Raw genomic sequence first — 20,416 nt, 5'->3', positions numbered from 1 at the left:
CCTTTAAATAAGACGGGGTATTGTACTTAGATTAACGCTTTGTCAAAGAATCTTCAGTTCTCGATCCACACTTTATCGCAAGAAGCATGATCTTGTGCCCAAAAATCGTGTAACTGCTTAGCAAAGTTGTTGATACTTTGACCATTTCCAGCAACGACATCCGAGATCAGTAGGGAATCTTCTAACTCTGTGATGATCGCACTCGCAACAACTTCGCCATTGTGAGTGCCGATGTATAAAACATGTTCATCAGACAGCATAATTTGGCTCAAGAACTCAAGCATGTGTGCCCTTTCGGCTTCATCTTGGTACACGCTTGCTTGGTTAAGTGAGAATAGTACGGTCAATTTATGGAAATCAACTTTATGCAGTTCATCAATTTGGGAAGGTGTTTGATCTGGAGCTAGGAGTTGGTATGTCTTGGATGGGAGTTTGCTTTGATAAAGTTCACGGCCTAGGAGGCTCTCTTTTGCGGGGTAAGCAATGTCGAGCTGACTAAAAAGCCATTGATTTTTCTTATGTACAATTTCAGGTATTTCGTTATTCATTCTTTTAGTACCTACGGTTAGTATCCCCAAATATCGCAGTTATTTGGAAGACATATGGTCGGCTGAGGTGCCGAGCTACAAGCAGAGAGCATACAGAGCATGACCAAGGCCAACAAGTACTTTAAATGCTTCATATTTTTCATTATCCAACAACATCCTTTAAGAACTTAACGAAAAGCTCTACACTCGTATTCAAGCTTTCAATATCCTTATAGTAAACAGAACTATATAAATAAAAAGGACTTCTTATGAAAAAAGCCTTAATAGCAGCAGGTATCGTCACAATGTTAGCTGGCTGTTCGGACAACGAGGTTGGCGACGTCTCACTGGGTTTCTTCACAATGAAGGATATCAAGATGTCTTCATTAGATGACGATAAGATCGCAGGTGTTACCTGTCATATCGCATCAATCGAAGCAAACCTTAGCCTTTCAGATCCAAGTGATAGCTCTATCTCTTGTCGTCAAACAGGTGAAATCACACCAGAAATGATTGCTCAAATAGACAAGAGTAAGTCTGGCGAAGTGGTATTCAAGCAATCGAAAAGTATCTTCTTTAAAACAATGAAGGTTCGTCGTATCTACGATGCAGAGAATCAGTCGCTGCTTTACTTGTCTTACACCACCAAAGAAACGGAAGGCAGTTTCAAGCATAGCCTTTCAACCGTTCCGCTTTGGGGTACAGAGGCTTACGTAGATCCAGCAACACTTGTTCCAGCTGAATAGCTTCAAGCCAAAGTAAGACGATTCACCTGTACAGACATTGTGCAGGTGATTCAAAATGTAATAAAAATGAAAGAAACAGAAACAAAATGTGATATCATGCGGCAAAATTTTTTCACTGTATTTTTCATATGAAGTTTCCTGGACAGCGTAAATCTAAGCATTACTTTCCAACTCACGCACGTGATCCGTTGGTCAACCAAATTCAACAAACACCTAAGCTTCACCGCGCAACGATTGTCGGTGTTGGCCAAACGATTGTTGATATCGAAGCCCGTGTTGACAACGAGTTCCTAGAAAAATACGAGCTGAGTAAAGGTCACTCACTAGTATTGGAAGAAAGTAAAGCAGATGCGCTGTATGAAGAGTTAGTTGAGCGCGGTTTGATCACGCATCAATACCCTGGCGATACTATCGGCAACACACTGCACAACTATTCCGTACTTGCAGACAGCAAATCTGTACTGCTTGGCGTTATGTCTAAGAAGATTGAAGTTGGCTCATTTGGTTATCGTTATCTTTGCCGCACTTCTTCTCGTATGAATCTAAATCACCTTCAAACTGTTGATGGTCCAATCGGTCGTTGCTACACACTTATTTCTGAAGATGGCGAACGTACGTTTGCAATCAATGAAGGTCACATGAACCAACTTCTTCCAGAGAGCATTCCTGAAAAAGTGTTCGAGAAAGCGTCTGCATTAGTTGTCTCGTCATACCTAATGCGTGGCAAACCTGAAGATCCGATGCCAAAAGCGGTACAAAAAGCGATTGAATACGCGAAAGCGCACAATGTGCCTGTTGTACTAACACTTGGTACTAAGTATGTGATCGAAGGTAACGCTGAATGGTGGCAAGAATACCTGAAAGAGAACGTAACCATCGTCGCGATGAACGAAGACGAAGGTGAAGCGCTCACAGGTGAAAAAGACCCTCTATTGGCGGCTAACAAAGCGCTTGAATGGGTCGACCTAGTTCTATGTACTGCTGGCCCTATTGGCCTATACATGGCAGGTTACACTGACGAACCAGCGAAACGCGAAACCACACTGCCATTGTTACCGGGTAACATCCCTGAGTTCAATAAATATGAATTCAGCCGCGCGATGCGTAAGCAAGACTGTAAAGACCCTGTAAAAGTGTACTCTCATATTGGCCCTTACCTAGGTGGCCCACTTGAGATTAAGAACACCAATGGTGCTGGTGATGGTGCACTTTCAGCACTACTTCACGACATGGCAGCAAACAGCTACCACCACGTGAATGTACCAAACTCAGAAAAACACGAGCATGCTTGTCTAACTTACTCTTCTCTTTCTCAAATTTGTAAGTACGCAAACCGTGTAAGCTACGAAGTGTTGACTCAGCACTCTCCTCGTCTTTCTCGTGCGCTACCTGAACGCGAAGATAGCTTAGAAGAAACATACTGGGATCGTTAATCGACCATATTAGGGGTTAACTGATTGAGGTTAACGCCAAGTCAGATTACCTATTCGTTGAAGGGCTGCTATATGCAGCCCTTTTTGTATTCAACACCAATATAACTGCAACTGTAGGTAATCAGATCGAATATTTTGCTCGTTTAAGATTTGATCTCGCGCAATGACTCTTTAGATCTGTTATCTTCCAGCACATAATTCGTGTGGTTTGCCTTTACTTGGCAGATTTATACAGTACCATCGCCACGCAAACGTTTACGTACCACCTTTCGGTTCTGATATAAGGATCAAATATGCTGTCTGATATTGATATTTGTCGCTCTACTCCCCTTAAAAACATCAGTGAGGTTGCCAAGCAAGCTGGCCTACAACACAACGAACATCAGCCATTAGGGCAATACAAATCTAAAGTGTCTCTCACATCACTTGAACGCCTCTCCAACCAACAAGATGGTAAATTGGTCGTAGTCACGGCGATTACACCCACGCCACTCGGCGAAGGCAAAACGGTGACCACCATCGGGCTAGCACAAGGTCTTGCCAAAATTAACCAATCAGCGATGGCGTGTATTCGTCAGCCTTCAATGGGCCCTGTATTTGGTGTTAAAGGTGGCGCAGCTGGCGGTGGCTACTCTCAAGTCGCTCCTATGGAACAGTTGAACCTACATCTAACTGGTGACATTCATGCTGTTACGGCCGCTCACAACCTTGCCTCTGCAGCAATCGATGCACGTTTGTATCATGAACAGCGTGAAGGCTTAGAAGCCTTTGAAGCGCGCTCAGGCTTAAAAGCACTGGATATCGACCCCACTAGAATCGTATGGCGACGTGTACTCGACCATAATGATCGCGCGTTACGCATGATCACGGTAGGCAAGAACGAAGCAAGCAAAACAATTAACGGCTTTGAGCGCGAAGATGGATTTGATATCTCAGCCGCTTCAGAGCTGATGGCTATCCTTGCTCTAGCAGATGACCTTCAAGATTTAAGAAAGCGCATTGGACGAGTGGTACTTGCTTACAACAAACAAGGCTTGCCGTTAACCGCAGATGACTTCAATGTTGCAGGCGCAATGACCGTAACAATGAAGGATTCTATTGAACCAACATTGATGCAAACCCTTGAAGGCGTTCCTACCCTAATTCACGCCGGGCCTTTCGCAAACATCGCACATGGTAACTCTTCAATTATTGCCGATAAGATTGCTCTTAAACTGAGTGACTTTGTGGTAACTGAAGGCGGTTTCGGCTCAGACATGGGTTTCGAGAAAGCATGTAACATCAAGGTTAAGGCATCCAACAAGAAGCCTGACTGTGCCGTTGTTGTTGCGACACTACGCGGATTAAAAGCGAACTCAGGTTTGTACGATTTAAGACCGGGCACCCCACTACCAGATTCAATCTTTAATGATGACCAAAACGCGCTTGTTGCAGGGTTTGAGAACCTAAAATGGCACATAACCAACGTTAAGCAATACCAAGTGCCAACAGTTGTTGCGATTAACCAATTCCCACAAGACTCAGCTCAAGAGCTCGATGCTTTGAAACAGATGATCACCGACTTCGACCCAAGCGTTAGCGTTGAAGTGAGCGAAGCATTTGGTCAAGGCGGCGAAGGGACGACTCAACTGGCTCGCGCCGTGGTAAAAGCTTGCAAAAAGGAGTCTGAATTTGAGCCTTTGTACCACTCTGAGCAAACCCTAGAAGAAAAGCTAATGGCTGTCGCTGAAGTCGGTTATGGCGCGGCAAGTATTTCACTATCTCCACTGGCTAAAAAACAACTAGCTGAATTCAAACTGCATGGCTATAGCAACCTATCAGTTTGTTTGGCAAAAACACCACTATCGGTCTCGACAGAAGCACACATAAAAGGTGCTCCCACTCAATTTGACGTACCCGTTAGAGAGCTAAAATTGTGTGCTGGTGCTGGCTTTATTTACGCGTTGTGTGGCAATGTGATGACCATGCCAGGCTTACCTGACAAACCAGCGTTCATGTCGTTAGATATTGACAGTAATGGAAATATCGTCGGCCTAAGCTAAATACCCTTAGTTAGATAAACGACAAATAATCGCGATTAATTTGGCTCAATTTTCAGACCGGTGTTCTATATTGAGCAATCATTTCCTAACGAAGTAATTGCTCAACAATCAAGCTTAAGTGCAAGAAGTTGCAATAAAAACGTAGTTATATGCGCATATTGTCTTAAGTTCTGGGGCAAGATCACATTAAAAACCTTATAAAATATATAGTATTGCGCTGATTCTTTGAGGACAGTGATGAATACAAGTATAAAAAAACTAGTCGGGCAATTTCTATGCACCATATTTGCCCTAGGATTAGTCCCTGCCCTCTATATTAACTCTGAATTTGACAGGGTCGACGCTCAGCATACGCTAAATATCAAACAATCCAGCCAGAACCAAATCGAATACAGTTTTCACGAACTCGCCGTTATTGTTGAGCAAATATCTAACTCTGTTCCTTCTATTGCAGACTCTCAAACGTTACTTCGTGCCGTTCAAGAACCTTCACTCATCCACAAAGAAACGCTACAAGATCTTTGGGTAATGTTAGCTCGTGGCCAAAAATACTATTCTCAGCTTCGTTATCTCGATCTAGCTGGCAACGAAGTGTTCCGCGTTAACTACAAAGACGGTCAAGCAATCGTGGTCCCAGATAACGAACTGCAGAACAAGTCTTCACGTGATTACTATGAGGAACTGCAACGATTAAAGATTGGTGAAGTTAGTTCTCGCGGCATTGACCTAGAAGTTGAAAACGGAGAGATCGTTCGTCCTTTAATACCAGCGCTTCGCATTATGACGCCAGTCGCTGAAAACAATCGCATCATTGGTTACTTCATCGCAAACCTAAACATGCTCGAGATCTATAAGCGCCTTCACTATCAGATTGGTGCATCGTCTGCTGTTCCGATTATTCTCAACAAAACCGGACACATCATTATGGGGCCAGACCCAAAGGAATCTTTCGGACATGTGATTGAGTCACGTTCAGAGCGAACTTACGCAAAGTTATACCCGGAGCTTTGGACTGCGATTCAAGACAAGAAATCTTCTAGCTATTTTGATGGTAAGAACTGGTATTTCCACTCTGATATCAGCCCCAACATAAAACAGTTCGAAGGCCCAATCTACATGGTTCTTCATATTGAAAATCAGCAGTTCAGCAGTCAATACCGACAAGAAAAACAAGCGATTGTCGTTCAGATCATCACTTTATCTTTCTTGATTTCAATGATCTCTGCCGGCTTCGTATTGTGGAACAGCAATCACAAGAAGAACAGTATCGAGAGCCAACTGGCTAAAGCAGCAATGAATGGCATGTCTGCCTTGGTGATTACCGACAGAAACAACCGCATCATCAAAGTAAACCAAGAGTTCACCCGCGTGAGTGGCTACGAGTTAGAAGACGTAAAAGGTCGTCAACCATCGATGTTTGCCTCTGGCCGCTACAATGAAGAGTTCTACATCAAGATGTGGAGTATCATCAAAGAGAAAGGCATGTGGGAAGGCGAAGTCGTTAACCGACGTAAAGACGGGTCTTTAATCACGGAAATACTGCGAATCCAAACCATCAAAGATTCGAAAGACGTGATTCAGTTTTATGTCGCTTCATTTGTGGATATCAGTAAACACAAAGAGCTAGAAAACAAACTGAGAAACCTGAGCGAAAAAGATGCCTTAGCTGGGTGCTGGAACCGCCGTAAGTTCGATCTTGAGCTGCGAGATGAGTGTTCTCGTGTGAATCGTTATCCTACTCGTGAACAGTCTTGCTTAGCGATCTTAGATATAGACCACTTCAAACGCATCAACGACAGATTTGGTCACGATTATGGTGATCGCGTCATTCAAACGGTTGCTCAAGTACTCCAGCGAGAATGCCGTGAAACAGATTTTGTCGCTCGTATTGGTGGTGAAGAATTTGGCGTTATTCTGCCTCACACTACAACAGAAGAAGCTGAATACGTTCTTAATAGGCTCAGAATCGCTGTCAGTATCGAACTCGACAACGTAGTCACCGTGAGCGGTGGGATTACTAACGTAACAAATGATCCAGCACTTAATTACAAGTGCGCCGATTTAGCCCTATACGAAGCTAAAGCAGCAGGGAGAAACAATGTGTGCTTATTCCTAGATAAAGAGATGAGCGAAATAGCCTAGCAAATGACAATTGCATTCACTTGCCCGGCAAACGATCAGCTTGGAGCCGGATAAAATTCTAACTTGCTCCCCTCAACGACAAGAATACAATCCATGTTCGCAGCATGAGCAGCCTGCTTACCTAGGTTCGTATCTTCAAAAACAACACACTGCTTTGGCTGCAAACCCATACCAAAACACGCATCTAAGAAGGTATCCGGATTGGGCTTGTGATTCTTAACGTCTGTTGCTGTCACTAGGATATCGAGCTTACTCAAGATGTCTGTCTTATCCAGTAACTGTTCGGCACTTTTACGTTGACTGCCCGTTCCTACTGCAATCTTCTTATTACCCAGATGCTCTAACAGCAGAGAGTGAGTACAAGGGATAACGTCTCCTTTGTCTTCAATAGCCGCAAACGATGCCATTTTAAACGTGGACACAGCTTGTGGGTCGAGAGACAAACCGTATTTACTGTTCACCTCACCGGCTATTTTGTAGCTCGGCATGCCACCTAAGCTATGCAGCCAAGACGCTTCAAAATGAAAGCCGAACTCTTCAGCCGTTTGCTGCCACGCCTTTACATGTGCAGGCATTGTATCGATCAACGTACCGTCCATATCAAAGATCAATCCTTCATACGCCGTTAAATCTATTTTCATCACTACTACCACTCTTTAAGAAAGTTACTGATACCATAACCAATATTCAGTATCATGACCCCATATTACCGTTCAAAATGGATGTTTATGTTACAAATATCTAACTCTGTTTCGATTCAAGACTGGGAACTCCAGTTAACAGCGATCAGAGCCCAAGGAGCCGGCGGTCAGAACGTCAATAAAGTATCGAGCGCGATACATTTACGTTTTGATATCACACACTCCACCCTGCCCGACTTCTATAAAGAAAAGCTTTTGGCACACAAAGATAGTCGCATCACCAAAGACGGGGTGATTATCATTAAGGCGCAACAATATAGAACTCAAGAACAAAACCGAGATGATGCTTTAGTGCGTTTGAAAGAATTGATCTTGGAAGCGACAAAGGTTCAAAAAGTAAGAAGAGCAACAAAACCAACGCGTGGCTCTCAGAAAAGACGTTTAGAAAGTAAGAAGCAGAGAAGTACCACCAAACAGCTACGCGGAAGAGTGAGCTGATGGCTTCATGCCCTCAGTAACCACATTACTGTAGAAAGACCTGTCAATTTGACTAACGAATAGATCCATTACGCTGTTTATTTGAAAGTAAGATTACTGCTTCTTTTTGACCGACAAAATCAGTTTGATCAACAACATTCGCTCTTCGCTGGTCAGTAAGCGACTGACCGCTGCAACGTCTTCCGCTGTTGCTTGTGATGCACCCACAATATCAAGAACCACATCCAAATCCGTCACCTTTAAGGTTCTGGTGATTGAACGATACTGAGACATCTTAATATCCGCCTCGCCACGTTCAATCCGTTGATAGGTTTTTAAACTCATTCCTGAACTCGAGGCTAACTTTTCTTGAGACAAGTTAGCTTGTTTCCTACGCTCAATCAGCGCCACTATTATGGGTTCTTGTGACATAAGCTCATCCTCAAAAGACAGTTATGACCTAAATTCAGCAAGAAGCAGACCATATTGACTTGTGATGGTTTACATAAGCCATCAAAGGCATATTATCCAATTATTAAAAAACGTTACGTATCATAAACTTTCACGCTTTGATTGGTCGTGAGCGTAAAGGCTAGAAGACTTGAAGACTCAAGTGTTGGGAAATTAAAAAAATTGCATATTGCGAATAAGAAAAACGTCAAATTGGAAATTGCGAATCACTATACATTGGCATTTCCTTGCATTAGTCACGCATTAGAATCAGACAATCCCCGCCCAGAAATTATTGCAATACAACATAAGCTACTCACTTACAAAGAGGTGTTGCTACACGGGAGCATGTTGGAAGGTAAGGAATTAAAGCAGGCTTTTTCTGCATTGAACGAAAATGAAAAAGGTGTAGCGCAAGGTGGGATTAAAAGCATCAATGCTGCGATAAAAGAGATGGATGAGATTCTAGAAAGATACAGCCGTAAAGCAGTAATCGAGCTGAGTAACTAGTTCGACAAACAACTAACCAACTGTAAAAGTAAAAGTCGACGCTATCGTTAGATAAAGCGTCGACTTGTTCAAACATTTTGAAGTTCTACCGTTTAACTGCTTTTCTAACACCAGCAATCAACATCAGCATACCTAGCAAACCAAATGAAACACTACCTCCGCTGCTGCCAGAACCAGATGAAGTTCGCGCATTCACATAAGCTGTTCGCTTAGCGTCAGTAGAAACAAATTGAGCGGTTTCAGTTCCAGCAATTACGCTATCAATCCAAGCTTCATAGTCAAGGATTTCAGTAAATACAGATGTCACCGTAGAGTTTCCACCACATGTGTCTGGCCCAAAGCTAGTGATACCAACCTGTCTATACTCAGTGCCATCTTTCCAATAGACTGGACCACCAGAGTCACCTTGACAAGTACCATTATAAAGACCGGTGAATACGCTATAGTCACCATTAAAACAAATTTGATTATCAGTTAATGTCGAGCCATCAATAAAAGCAGTTGCACAAGTCGCATTGTCTACGTAATTAAGAGATGCTTTTTGCAATAAGGTCGTGCTGTCAAAACCTGAACGTGTATCACCATGGCCAACAGCAACGAAGTCATTAACACCAATTCGATAATCATCGTTTGAAGGACGCTTAACAACATCATTGATTGAGTCGACATTCAGTGCGCTTTCTAACTTAAGTATAGCAACGTCATTGCGTAATAGGTCGCTCAACGCATTTGAATAATCACTGCGATAGTAAACTTCGGATACACGTGCTTTTTGAATGTTACCGTTAGGAAATTGAGACGAATCTTCAAGTTGAGGGACAACAGTAGTAAACAATTGACCTTCTTCGTTACCGTAAATACAGTGCGCTGCGGTTAGAATGTGGGTCGGGTCTAAAATGGTTGCGCCGCAATAAGGGCCTGTTGAGTAAACACCATCATAATCAATACGATCAATGAACAAACTCGCCATTGAAGGGAATTCCGTCACTGAAGCATCACTACCATTCACAATATAAGGTGTTACGTTCGCGTCAGGAGAAGTTTCGACCGAGTTTTCCGTCGCCAATGCACTAGATGTATAAATCAACGGTGCTAATAGCACTAAAACGGCTTTACGAACTGGACTCATTGTATGGTTAACATTCATAGATAACTCCTTGTAACCCTTACTACTTATTTACAAAAATGATGAATCGCCACCATAACACGTCACAACCGTGATTATAGTAAGTATTTGTAACGATATCGCCACATATCTCATTTTATAAACGAATTTTAAGTAACCGTTGTTAGTGGGTAACGCTAAACCTAATACGCTCACAAAAACATACGCTTTCAAAAACAAAAAAGCCCACCGTCGGACTTCTCTATACAGGGAATCAAACAATAGGCTTTTGTTATGTATTGCGGTTTCTCTTAAACGAGATTAGCCACGGTAGTAACGTTGAGGTACGAATGGCATTTTTTCTACTGTCATTGGTAGTTTCTTACCACGAACTTCAGCAAATACTTCGGTGCCGATTGCTGCTAGATCAGTGCGCACGTACGCCATTGAAACTGGTTTACCCGCGTTAGGACCAGCTGTACCACTAGTTACCACACCAACCTTGTTACCTTCAGCGTCAAACAATTCAGCACCTTCACGTACTGGTGCTTTAGTTTGACCAACAAGACCAACACGCTTGCGTTGAACGTCTTTAGTCGCGATTTGCTCAAGGATGATATCAGCGCCAGGGAAACCGCCAGCACGCTCCCCGTCAGTACGACGCACTTTTTGAATACCCCATAGAAGGCTAGCTTCTACTGGCGTTGTTGTTGTATCTAGGTCGTGACCGTAGAGACACAAACCACACTCAAGACGAAGTGAGTCACGTGCACCAAGGCCAATCCACTCTACTTCAGCTTCTGAAGTTAGCTTACGTGCTAGTGCTTCAGCATGATCATTCGGTACAGAGATTTCGTAACCATCTTCGCCTGTATAACCACTGCGGCTTACGATACATTCCACACCATCGATATCCACTTTTTGAACATCCATGAACAGCATGTCTGCAACGCTAGGTTGGAAACGAGCCAGTACTTCAGACGCTTTAGGGCCTTGAAGTGCTAGTAGAGCGCGGTCATCAATCACTTCCATTTCTACGTCTGCAGGAAGGTGAGCCGTTAGGTGGTCGATATCTTGTGTCTTACAAGCTGCGTTCACAACAACAAATAGGTGATCGCCAAGGTTCGCAACCATCAGGTCATCCATGATGCCGCCCTGCTCGTTAGTAAAGAACGCGTAACGCTGCTTACCAGAAGGAAGGTCAATAATATCTACAGGAACCAAAGATTCTAAGACAGCAGCTGCATTTGCACCATGTAGACGAAGTTGCCCCATGTGAGAAACATCAAAAAGACCGGCAGCGTCACGAGTGTGTAAGTGCTCTTTCTTTACACCTAGTGGGTACTGAACTGGCATATCGTAGCCAGCGAAAGGAACCATTTTCGCACCCTCTTCAACGTGAAGTGCATGCAGTGGTGTTTTTAGTAGGTCTTGATTAGCGTGTTCTTGAGTCATTTTATTCTCCATGAAGCGTTGCAGGCTGTCCAAAATCGAGTCTGCCGCTTATATCTCTATTTAGAGTCGCCTCTAACGATACGGGTTAACGTTAGAAACAGTAGATAGTAAAAAGTGATGTCTTTTATATAGGCTTATATTGTTAGCGTTATAAATATGAATAGCTGTACAAACCCTATACAACTCACTTTCTAAGAATTCACTTCAGTAAACTTCAATCAACATGAGTAAACCGTGTTCACTATAATAAACAAGCCTGAGTGAGTTTTACACCCTTAACAAGATTAAAACAGCTCAAAATGTGACATTTAACAATTTAAAAACAATTATTCGATACATACAAAAACGCGATATTGATGATTTTCACATCAATATCGCGTCATTTGACAAACGTTAGAAACAAAAGCAAACGTTTGCATTCACTATAAGAAATTCTAAGTTTGTTAACTTATTTTGCAGTCACCCACAAAATCAGCGCATCTTCTGCACTAGTAGAAATCAACATGTGGCCCATATTGGCATCGTAATACATGCTGTCGCCTTCGCTCATTGGTACGGGTTCGTAGAATTCTGAGTAGAACATCACATCACCGGAGATGATCATTAAGAACTCTTCACCATCGTGACGAACCCAATCATTATATTCTTCAAAAGTACGCGCTCTTACGCGGCTTTTGAACGGCATCATCTTCTTATTAGAAAGCTCTGTCGCAAGCAACTCATGTTCGTAAGTTGGTGTTGGGTGTGGTTTGCCCTGGCCTGCCTTGGTTAAGTCTCGACGTCCTGTTGCGACTTTTTTCCTTGGCGGTTCAAAGAGTTGTGGCATATCAATTTGCAAACCCATCGCCAATTTTTGCATTGCTTGAAACGTTGGTGAGATCTGTTCATTCTCGATTTTGCTGAGCGTAGAACGCGCCAAGCCAGTTCTTTGGCTTGCTTCTTCTAACGTAATCCCAAGCTTGCCGCGGATATCTTTAATACGCTGGCCTAGCCTGAGTGGTTCTATATTCTGGTCTAACGTTTCCTTCGCCAACGTTAAAGATGGGTACTCATCATAAATGTCTTCTGACATAGGTCCCTCATTATTTTCTTACTTCCTGTCTATTCATTTCATTGTTGCATGAAGCGCTTTGTTGATTAAAGAGCACACACAGAAATAAAGCGTGCTCCCTGTAGCAAAACGAGAAAAGTTGTTTCCTATTGGAAATTTTTGTTGAAAATTGATTTTATCAGAGCTATGTTATCGACTTGTTAGATGAAGAGATGCTACTTCAGCTTGCAGCAAATGATAGATTTAACATTTGTAAGAGCTGTTTTTTACCCGAACTTTTTGGGAAACAATTCGTGCTGCATTGACCCTACAACGATCGCTTAGACGCTGTAAGAGTATATTTATAACGCAATTCACGTTTATCTATACCTATATAGCGCAAACGATACCGATGCAGAAATCAACGTAAGACCTAATGGACTATAAAAACAATCACCATTAGCTTAATGAAAGGTCTCGACAATGAACGCTTACCAAAACCATAGCTTAGACAGTTTTTTCTCTACGAACCTATCTGCGACTGACGACGCAGTATTTGCTGGAATCCAAGCAGAGAACACTCGTCAAAACGAACAAATCGAACTTATTGCTTCTGAGAACATCGTTTCTAAAGCAGTAATGCAAGCTCAAGGCACTTGCCTAACCAACAAATACGCTGAGGGCTACCCAGGTCGTCGTTACTACGGTGGTTGTGAGCACGTAGATACAGTAGAAGCTATCGCAATCGAACGCGCTAAGCAGCTGTTCAAATGTGAATACGTAAACGTACAGCCTCACTCTGGCGCTCAAGCAAACGGCGCAGTTAAACTTGCCCTACTTCAACCTGGCGACACTATCCTAGGTATGTCTCTTGACGCTGGTGGTCACCTTACACACGGTGCACGTCCTGCAATGTCTGGTAAATGGTTCAACGCAGTTCAATACGGCGTAGACCGCGACACTCTTGAAATCGATTACGAAGCAGTTCGCGCTTTAGCTATCGAAAGCCAACCTAAAATGATTATTGCTGGTGGTAGTGCTATCCCACGCGTTATCGATTTCGCTAAGTTCCGTGAAATCGCTGACGAAGTTGGCGCAATCCTAATGGTCGATATGGCACACATCGCGGGTCTTATTGCGACAGGTGCTCACCCTAGCCCACTACCACACGCTCACGTTGTTACGACAACAACGCACAAGACACTTCGTGGCCCACGCGGCGGTATGATTCTGACTAACCACGAAGACATCAACAAAAAGATCAATTCTGCTGTGTTCCCTGGCCTACAAGGCGGCCCACTAATGCACGTTATCGCGGCTAAAGCAGTAGCATTTGGCGAAGCACTTGGCCCAGAATTTAATACTTATATTGATTCAGTGATCGACAACGCAAAAGTTCTTGCTGAAGTGTTGCAAACTCGCGGTTGTGACATTGTGACTGGCGGAACAGACACGCACCTAATGCTGGTTGACCTTCGTCCTAAGGGCTTGAAAGGTAACGTAACTGAAGAAGCATTAGAGCGTGCAGGGATCACATGTAACAAAAATGGTATACCATTCGATTCAGAGAAGCCTATGATTACTTCTGGCATTCGTTTAGGTACGCCAGCTGGAACCAGTCGTGGTTTTGGCACTGAAGAATTCAAACTTATCGGTGAATGGATCGGCGATGTACTTGATGGCTTAGTTGAAAGCCCTGAAGGCAACGCTGAAGTTGAGCAACGTGTTCGCAAGCAAGTTAAAGAGCTTTGCAAGCGCTTCCCTCTTTACCGTTAGACCGTTTTTAAGATTTAAATTAAAACCTCATAAATTTTTGGAGAATAAGCAATGGACAATACACTAAAGTTTGCAGACAGCCACGAGTGGGTAAAAGACAACGGTGACGGTACTGTAACTATCGGTATTTCTGAGCACGCTCAAGAGATGCTAGGTGACGTTGTGTTTGTTGACCTGCCTGACACTGGAGACGAAATCGAAGCTGGCGAAAGCTTCTCTCTAGTTGAATCAGTGAAAGCAGCTTCTGATATCTACGCACCAATCTCTGGCGAAATCGTAGAAATCAACGAAGAATTAGAAGATAGCCCTGAGTTAATTAACGAAGAATCTTATGAAGGTGGTTGGATTGTTAAAGTGAAGATGTCTGATGCGTCTGAACTAGACAACCTTAAGGATGCGGAAGAATACCTAAGCTCTATCGAAGAAGACTAATAGGTAACCTCATTACGATAAAGCTGCTCTTTTGAGCAGCTTAATTTTAGGGGCTAGCTCACGGCTCCAGAGAGAAAGTAGAACATATCATGACTGAATTACTTCAAAGCCAATTACTGAAAGACCTGGGTACTCAAAACGAGTTTGTTGCTCGTCATAACGGCCCTAATAAAGCAGACCAGCAGAAAATGCTTGATGCGATCAACGCGACTAGCTTAGACGCACTGATCGACGAAACGGTTCCTGCACAAATCCGTCTTGAAAAACCAATGACACTTGCTGCGCCACTGAGCGAAATGGACATGCTGACCTCTCTTAAAGAGATCGCTAACCTAAACCAAGTGAAACGTACTTTCATTGGCCAAGGCTACTACAACACATTCACTCCAAACGTTATTCTACGTAACGTTTTAGAGAACCCAGGCTGGTACACAGCTTACACACCATACCAACCAGAGATTTCTCAAGGTCGTCTTGAATCTCTACTAAATTACCAACAAATGGTAATGGACCTAACCGGTATGGAAATCGCGAACGCATCCCTTCTTGATGAAGCGACAGCGGCTGGCGAAGCGATGACACTGTGTAAGCGTGCTGGTAAAAGCAAGAGCAAAGTATTCTTCGTTGCTGACGATGTTCACCCTCAAACACTAGAAGTTGTTAAAACTCGTGCTGAGTACATCGGTTTTGAAGTAATGGTTGGTGCTCTTGAAACACTTCCAGAGCAAGACGTATTTGGTGCGCTTCTTCAATACCCTAGTACAACGGGTGAAGTTCGTGACCTAACAGACATCATTGCGAAAGCTCAAGCTAACAAAACACTGGTTACAGTTGCTACTGACCTACTTGCTTCTGCTCTACTTAAGCCTGCTGGCGAAATGGGCGCAGACGTAGTTATCGGTTCAGCGCAACGTTTCGGTGTTCCTATGGGTTACGGCGGTCCACACGCTGCATTCATGGGTACTCGTGAAAAGCATAAGCGTACAATGCCAGGTCGTGTAATCGGTGTATCTATCGATACTCACGGTAACCAAGCGCTACGTATGGCAATGCAAACTCGTGAGCAACACATCCGCCGCGAGAAAGCGACATCGAACATCTGTACAGCTCAAGCACTTCTAGCAAACATGGCGTCTTTCTACGCGGTTTACCACGGTGCAGAAGGCCTACGTACTATTGCTCGTCGTACACATCATATGACAGCTATCCTAGCAGCTGGCCTGACTAAAGCGGGTTACGAACTAACGAACAACAGCTTCTTCGATACCATCACGATCAACTCTGAAGAGAAGACAGATGCACTGTACGCGAAAGCGCAAGCAGCAGACATCAACCTTCGCCTTCTTAAGGGTAAGATCGGTATCAGCTTAGATGAAACAACAACGATCGACGACGTGAATTCACTGTTTGCAATCTTCGACGTGAAAGAAGACGTTCAAGCACTATCTTCTGACATTGCTTCAAACGAATTTGCAGCAATTCCAGAAAACTGCCGTCGTGAATCAGAGTTCCTAACTCACCCAGTATTCAATACGCACCACAGCGAAACGCAAATGATGCGTTACCTAAAACAGCTTGAGAACAAAGACTTCTCACTAACGCACGGCATGATCCCACTGGGCAGCTGTACGATGAAGCTGAACGCTGCTGCTGAGATGATTCCAGTAACATGGCCTGAGTTTGGTTCTATTCACCCATTCGCACCTCTTGATCAAGCAGCGGGTTACACAGCGCTAGCGAAAGATCTTAAAGAGAAGCTATGTGAAATCACTGGTTACGACGATTTCTCACTACAACCTAACTCTGGTGCATCTGGCGAATACGCAGGTCTAATCGCGATTCAACGCTACCACGCAAGCCGCGGTGACGCTCACCGTAACGTTTGTCTGATTCCAAGCTCTGCGCACGGTACTAACCCTGCAACAGCATCAATGGTTTCAATGAAGGTAGTAGTTGTTAAGTGTGATGAAGATGGCAACATCGACATGACAGACCTAGCAGCGAAAATCGAGAAGCACAAAGAAAACCTATCAAGCATCATGATCACTTACCCTTCTACGCACGGCGTATACGAAGAGCAAGTGAAAGAAGTGTGTGAACAAGTGCACGCAGCGGGCGGTCAGGTTTACCTAGACGGCGCGAACATGAATGCTCAAGTAGGCCTAACTTCACCTGGCTTCATCGGTTCAGACGTATCTCACTTGAACCTACACAAAACATTCTGTATCCCACACGGTGGTGGTGGTCCGGGTATGGGTCCTATCGGTGTTAAATCTCACCTAGCACCTTTCCTACCAGGTCACATCGAAAATGGTGTACAAGGTTCTGACTACGCGGTATCAGCTGCAGATCTAGGTAGTGCTTCTATCCTACCTATCTCTTGGGCTTACATCGCAATGATGGGCGAACCTGGCCTAACAGACGCAACGAAAGTAGCGATTCTGAACGCGAACTACGTGATGGAAAAACTACGTCCTCACTACCCTGTTCTTTACCGTGGCACTAACGGCCGCGTAGCGCACGAATGTATTATCGATATTCGTCCGCTTAAAGAAGACACAGGCATCAGCGAAGAAGATATTGCTAAGCGTCTAATGGACTTCGGTTTCCACGCTCCGACGATGTCTTTCCCAGTAGCTGGCACACTAATGGTAGAGCCAACTGAATCTGAAGATTTAGAAGAGCTAGACCGTTTCTGTGAAGCGATGATCGCAATCCGTCACGAAATGGCAGCAGTGAAAGCGGGTGAATGGCCACTAGACAACAACCCTCTAGTGAACGCACCGCACACACAAGTTGACCTAGCTGGCGCAGAATGGGATCGCCCTTACTCTCGCGAACTGGCTTGCTTCCCATCGAAAGCAACCAAGAACTCGAAGTACTGGCCAACAGTTAACCGTGTAGACAACGTATACGGCGACCGTAACCTAATCTGTTCTTGCCCAAGCATCGATAACTACGAAGACTAATTCGTAGCGGCGCTAAGCAGCGAAACACAACAAAAGGCGAACCAAACGGTTCGCCTTTTTGTTGTCTGAAATTCAAGGTCTACAAATGCATTGACCTTACCGTAAGGGAAAGGTTTAAGGTGAAATGAATCCAATGATGAATGAGGAAACGATGATGGGATGTTGTAACAAAGCGCCAAAAGGTGGAGCCCCTCTTGGCTTGCTTCTAAAAGTCACGATTGGAATTGGTCTTTTTGTGTTTCTGCTGGCTTTGTGGCAGTAGATAGATAAATGTTTCACTTCCAAAAAGCTTGAAGATTATAGCTTCTAACTGTTTGTTGCCCGGGTGATAAATTAACTCTTCTCCGCGCGCGCATAGGAGGGCTTATAATAGTTACCCACACCTCATTTAGAATACTTTTATTGGTGATATCCTCTTTAAGTTATTACAACTTCAAAAGAGCCATTACTCTTTGGCTATCTAAATGCTTATCTAGTCCCGCCATGCTTTTTATTACTTCAGGATGTGAGAACATCTCTTTACCTGCCACTTCACCCAAGATTTGAAAACTTTTTTCCAACGCAACATCTCCTTCATAGGCGATTGCGTCTTTCGTTTGCTCCAAGCAAGCTTCAGTTGTCAGGCGCATAGATAACTTAGCGACATTTTTGTTTGACTCATCCATTTGACTGGGAGTCGCTGCAGAAACTTTGTCTACAGCAGGATGAGCAGACACAGCTAAAAACATCCACTTTACAAGCTCAACCCTATCTTCTTTAGTTGTTGAGCTCACCAAACATTTCGTAAGTTCATCGGTGTAAACACCAGCAACAGCATTGCCAGAAACTAGAACACTTAACAGAGTGCCGACAAGCGCCTTTTTGTTTTTCATTTTTACCCTTAATCTAATTGTAATGAATAGCCACAGAATCTGTGTACTTGAAGGTAAAGACTTCTTCTTAAAACCCTATGCCACTAATTGTACATCTACTTGTAATTACATAACATTGAATGATGTCAAATTTATAAATATTCATTTGAAAAATAAACGTTTAATCCAGTTCAAAGCGTTATCAATCATTGATTAATATGATTGAACTTTGTATAGCATTCATAGAATTTAATTCTATATTTTAACAATCCGACTAACTTAACCCAAAGCTTGACCCTATACGGTAAGGTGTTTATATTGTCGCCCGCCCAACGGGCACATCCTAAAATACACACCGGCCATCCTGCCATCATTCGTGTATTTATATTGGTGTTGTGAACTTCCATGCTAACGAAATTTCGTCCTTTTACTCGTGAATCGGGTGCGCTTATGCATCTTTCGATTCCAATCATTTTGACTCAAATAGCTACCCAAGCGATGGGATTTGTCGATACGACAATGGCTGGCCAAGTAAGTCCTGCCGATCTCGCCGCTATTGCACTTGGCACCAGCCTTTGGATTCCTGTGTTGCTGTTACTGCGTGGTGTGATTATGGCGTTAACGCCAGTCGTTGCTTATCACCGTGGCGCTCGCGACTTCCAAAGTATCTCTGTCGAGTTCTTCCAGATGGTATGGCTTGCATTAATTGCTAGCGTACTGCTCATCGCTTACCTCGTAAGTGCCAAGCCGATCTTAGAATGGATTGGCGTTGCCGCTGAGATTATTCCTATCGGCAGTGACTATGCGTTTGCCCTAGCCTTTGGTGTGCCGGGTATTGCCCTGTTCTACACCTTGAACGGCTTCTGTGAGGGTATGAATAACACTAAGGTCCCAATGATCATTTCTGTGGTTGGTTTGTTGGTGAATATTCCTGTTAACTACGTGCTTATCTACGGTAAGTTCGGCTTCCCTGAAATGGGCGCTGTAGGTTGTGGCTGGGCAACAAGCTTGGTTTATTGGTTAATGTCAGGAATGCTGTATTCCTACATTAAAGGTCATCATCACTACAAAACCATTATTAGCTTTGCAGACGCTAAGCCAAAAGCGAAAGAGATGCTTCACCTTCTAAAGCTAGGTTTACCTATCGGTATGAACATCGCTGTGTGTGGCAGCATCTTCGCGGTTATCGCATTGATGATCGGCCGTATTGGTGCAGAGAACGTGGCAGCCGCACAAATTGCACTTAACATATCGAGCCTAACTTACGTGATTCCTATGAGTATCTCTTTTGGCATTACGATTCGTGTTGGACACGCCTTGGGTGAAAAAGATGAACTTGGTGCGATTGAACGCAGCAAAGTCGGTATCTTAGTTGCAGCGTTGATCTCACTGCTTTCGGTTGCGATGTTCCTTTTGTTCCCTGAGTGGATCATTAGACTCTACACGACTGACCCTGCAATAAGCGCGACAGCAGCAGTATTGTTGACCTTTACTGCGATGTACCAGTTCAGCGATGCATTACAAACGTCTGCTAACGGTGCATTACGTGGTTATAAAGATACCAAGATCCCAATGATCTTAGCCATCGCTTCATACTGGGGCTTAGCATTACCACTGGGTATGGTGTTGGGCTTAACAGACCACATTGTTCCTGCAATGGGTGAAGAAGGCTTTTGGATAGGTATTCTAACGGGCTTGAGCGTTTCAGCGACGCTGATGTTAATTCGCTTGCGATACGTGATTAAGAAGCGTGACTTGCCACCAGCAGATGTTTCAATAGCAAGCTAAGATAGACCAATAATCTAATACAAAAAAGCGCGTTACTGCTAC

Annotated in this window: 18 protein-coding genes; 11 read left to right on the top strand and 7 right to left on the bottom strand. The window is 43.7% G+C overall.

Annotation, left to right across the window (positions count from 1 at the left end):
• Positions 1–53: 53 nt before the first annotated feature.
• Positions 54–548, bottom strand: a complete 495-nt coding sequence (locus CWO13_RS08460; RefSeq protein WP_108082787.1) for a hypothetical protein — start codon at positions 546–548, stop codon at positions 54–56.
• A gap of 248 nt (positions 549–796) precedes the next feature.
• Here CWO13_RS08460 and CWO13_RS08455 point away from each other — a divergent pair, with 248 nt between their 5' ends.
• The 4 genes from CWO13_RS08455 (at position 797) to CWO13_RS08440 (ending at position 6,890) form a co-directional block, all read left to right on the top strand.
• A complete protein-coding gene (locus tag CWO13_RS08455) occupies positions 797–1,273 on the top strand; it encodes a CreA family protein (RefSeq protein WP_017059837.1) in 477 nt (158 codons plus the stop codon).
• 128 nt (positions 1,274–1,401) lie between these two features.
• Positions 1,402–2,706 (top strand): inosine/guanosine kinase, encoded by a 1,305-nt coding sequence (locus CWO13_RS08450; RefSeq protein ID WP_017064646.1) that lies wholly within the window; start codon positions 1,402–1,404, stop codon positions 2,704–2,706.
• A 293-nt stretch (positions 2,707–2,999) separates the two neighbouring features.
• Complete coding sequence (locus CWO13_RS08445) at positions 3,000–4,748, top strand: formate--tetrahydrofolate ligase (protein WP_108082786.1); 1,749 nt, start codon at positions 3,000–3,002, stop codon at positions 4,746–4,748.
• A 237-nt stretch (positions 4,749–4,985) separates the two neighbouring features.
• Positions 4,986–6,890, top strand: a complete 1,905-nt coding sequence (locus CWO13_RS08440) for a sensor domain-containing diguanylate cyclase (protein ID WP_048660223.1) — start codon at positions 4,986–4,988, stop codon at positions 6,888–6,890.
• A 35-nt stretch (positions 6,891–6,925) separates the two neighbouring features.
• Here CWO13_RS08440 and CWO13_RS08435 read toward each other — a convergent pair whose 3' ends face one another.
• Complete coding sequence (locus CWO13_RS08435; RefSeq protein WP_048660224.1) at positions 6,926–7,531, bottom strand: beta-phosphoglucomutase family hydrolase; 606 nt, start codon at positions 7,529–7,531, stop codon at positions 6,926–6,928.
• 87 nt (positions 7,532–7,618) lie between these two features.
• On the opposite strand from CWO13_RS08435, the gene arfB reads away from it, so the two are divergent.
• A complete protein-coding gene (gene arfB, locus CWO13_RS08430) occupies positions 7,619–8,029 on the top strand; it encodes an alternative ribosome rescue aminoacyl-tRNA hydrolase ArfB (RefSeq protein ID WP_048660225.1) in 411 nt (136 codons plus the stop codon).
• 93 nt (positions 8,030–8,122) lie between these two features.
• Here arfB and CWO13_RS08425 read toward each other — a convergent pair whose 3' ends face one another.
• Positions 8,123–8,440 carry a helix-turn-helix transcriptional regulator gene (locus CWO13_RS08425; RefSeq protein WP_048662017.1) on the bottom strand — a complete coding sequence of 106 codons (318 nt, stop codon included), beginning with the start codon at positions 8,438–8,440 and terminating at the stop codon, positions 8,123–8,125.
• A 201-nt stretch (positions 8,441–8,641) separates the two neighbouring features.
• Between CWO13_RS08425 and CWO13_RS08420 the strand changes: the two genes are divergently transcribed.
• The gene (locus CWO13_RS08420; RefSeq protein ID WP_102431266.1) at positions 8,642–8,968 is read left to right on the top strand and encodes a hypothetical protein; all 327 of its coding nucleotides are present in this window, start codon (positions 8,642–8,644) and stop codon (positions 8,966–8,968) included.
• An 85-nt stretch (positions 8,969–9,053) separates the two neighbouring features.
• On the opposite strand, the gene CWO13_RS08415 is transcribed toward CWO13_RS08420, so the two are convergent.
• The 3 genes from CWO13_RS08415 to CWO13_RS08405 form a co-directional block, all read right to left on the bottom strand.
• On the bottom strand, positions 9,054–10,115 hold the full coding sequence (locus CWO13_RS08415; protein ID WP_108082785.1) for a S1 family peptidase: 1,062 nt from the start codon (positions 10,113–10,115) through the stop codon (positions 9,054–9,056).
• A 279-nt stretch (positions 10,116–10,394) separates the two neighbouring features.
• Entirely contained in the window at positions 10,395–11,528 is a 1,134-nt protein-coding gene (gene gcvT / locus CWO13_RS08410; protein WP_060981379.1) for a glycine cleavage system aminomethyltransferase GcvT, read from the bottom strand.
• A 448-nt stretch (positions 11,529–11,976) separates the two neighbouring features.
• On the bottom strand, positions 11,977–12,600 hold the full coding sequence (locus CWO13_RS08405; protein ID WP_017105927.1) for a helix-turn-helix domain-containing protein: 624 nt from the start codon (positions 12,598–12,600) through the stop codon (positions 11,977–11,979).
• Positions 12,601–13,041: 441 nt separating this feature from the next.
• Between CWO13_RS08405 and CWO13_RS08400 the strand changes: the two genes are divergently transcribed.
• The 4 genes from CWO13_RS08400 (at position 13,042) to CWO13_RS23430 (ending at position 17,997) form a co-directional block, all read left to right on the top strand.
• Positions 13,042–14,334: a serine hydroxymethyltransferase gene (locus CWO13_RS08400; RefSeq protein WP_017064653.1), complete on the top strand. Its 1,293-nt coding sequence runs from the start codon at positions 13,042–13,044 to the stop codon at positions 14,332–14,334.
• Between the two features lie 51 nt (positions 14,335–14,385).
• Positions 14,386–14,766, top strand: a complete 381-nt coding sequence (gene gcvH / locus CWO13_RS08395) for a glycine cleavage system protein GcvH (RefSeq protein ID WP_017105929.1) — start codon at positions 14,386–14,388, stop codon at positions 14,764–14,766.
• A gap of 89 nt (positions 14,767–14,855) precedes the next feature.
• On the top strand, positions 14,856–17,735 hold the full coding sequence (gene gcvP, locus CWO13_RS08390; protein WP_108082784.1) for an aminomethyl-transferring glycine dehydrogenase: 2,880 nt from the start codon (positions 14,856–14,858) through the stop codon (positions 17,733–17,735).
• Positions 17,736–17,859: 124 nt separating this feature from the next.
• A complete protein-coding gene (locus CWO13_RS23430; RefSeq protein WP_157934941.1) occupies positions 17,860–17,997 on the top strand; it encodes a hypothetical protein in 138 nt (45 codons plus the stop codon).
• 163 nt (positions 17,998–18,160) lie between these two features.
• Here CWO13_RS23430 and CWO13_RS08385 read toward each other — a convergent pair whose 3' ends face one another.
• A complete protein-coding gene (locus CWO13_RS08385) occupies positions 18,161–18,607 on the bottom strand; it encodes a hypothetical protein (protein ID WP_076670255.1) in 447 nt (148 codons plus the stop codon).
• A gap of 384 nt (positions 18,608–18,991) precedes the next feature.
• Between CWO13_RS08385 and CWO13_RS08380 the strand changes: the two genes are divergently transcribed.
• On the top strand, positions 18,992–20,374 hold the full coding sequence (locus CWO13_RS08380; RefSeq protein WP_108082783.1) for an MATE family efflux transporter: 1,383 nt from the start codon (positions 18,992–18,994) through the stop codon (positions 20,372–20,374).
• Positions 20,375–20,416: the final 42 nt, after the last annotated feature.

This window comes from Vibrio sp. ZF 223, from assembly GCF_003050585.1.
Lineage (GTDB): Bacteria > Pseudomonadota > Gammaproteobacteria > Enterobacterales > Vibrionaceae > Vibrio > Vibrio crassostreae.
The sequence above is the reverse complement of the archived record's forward strand: the minus strand, read 5'-3'. Positions and strand labels throughout refer to the sequence as shown.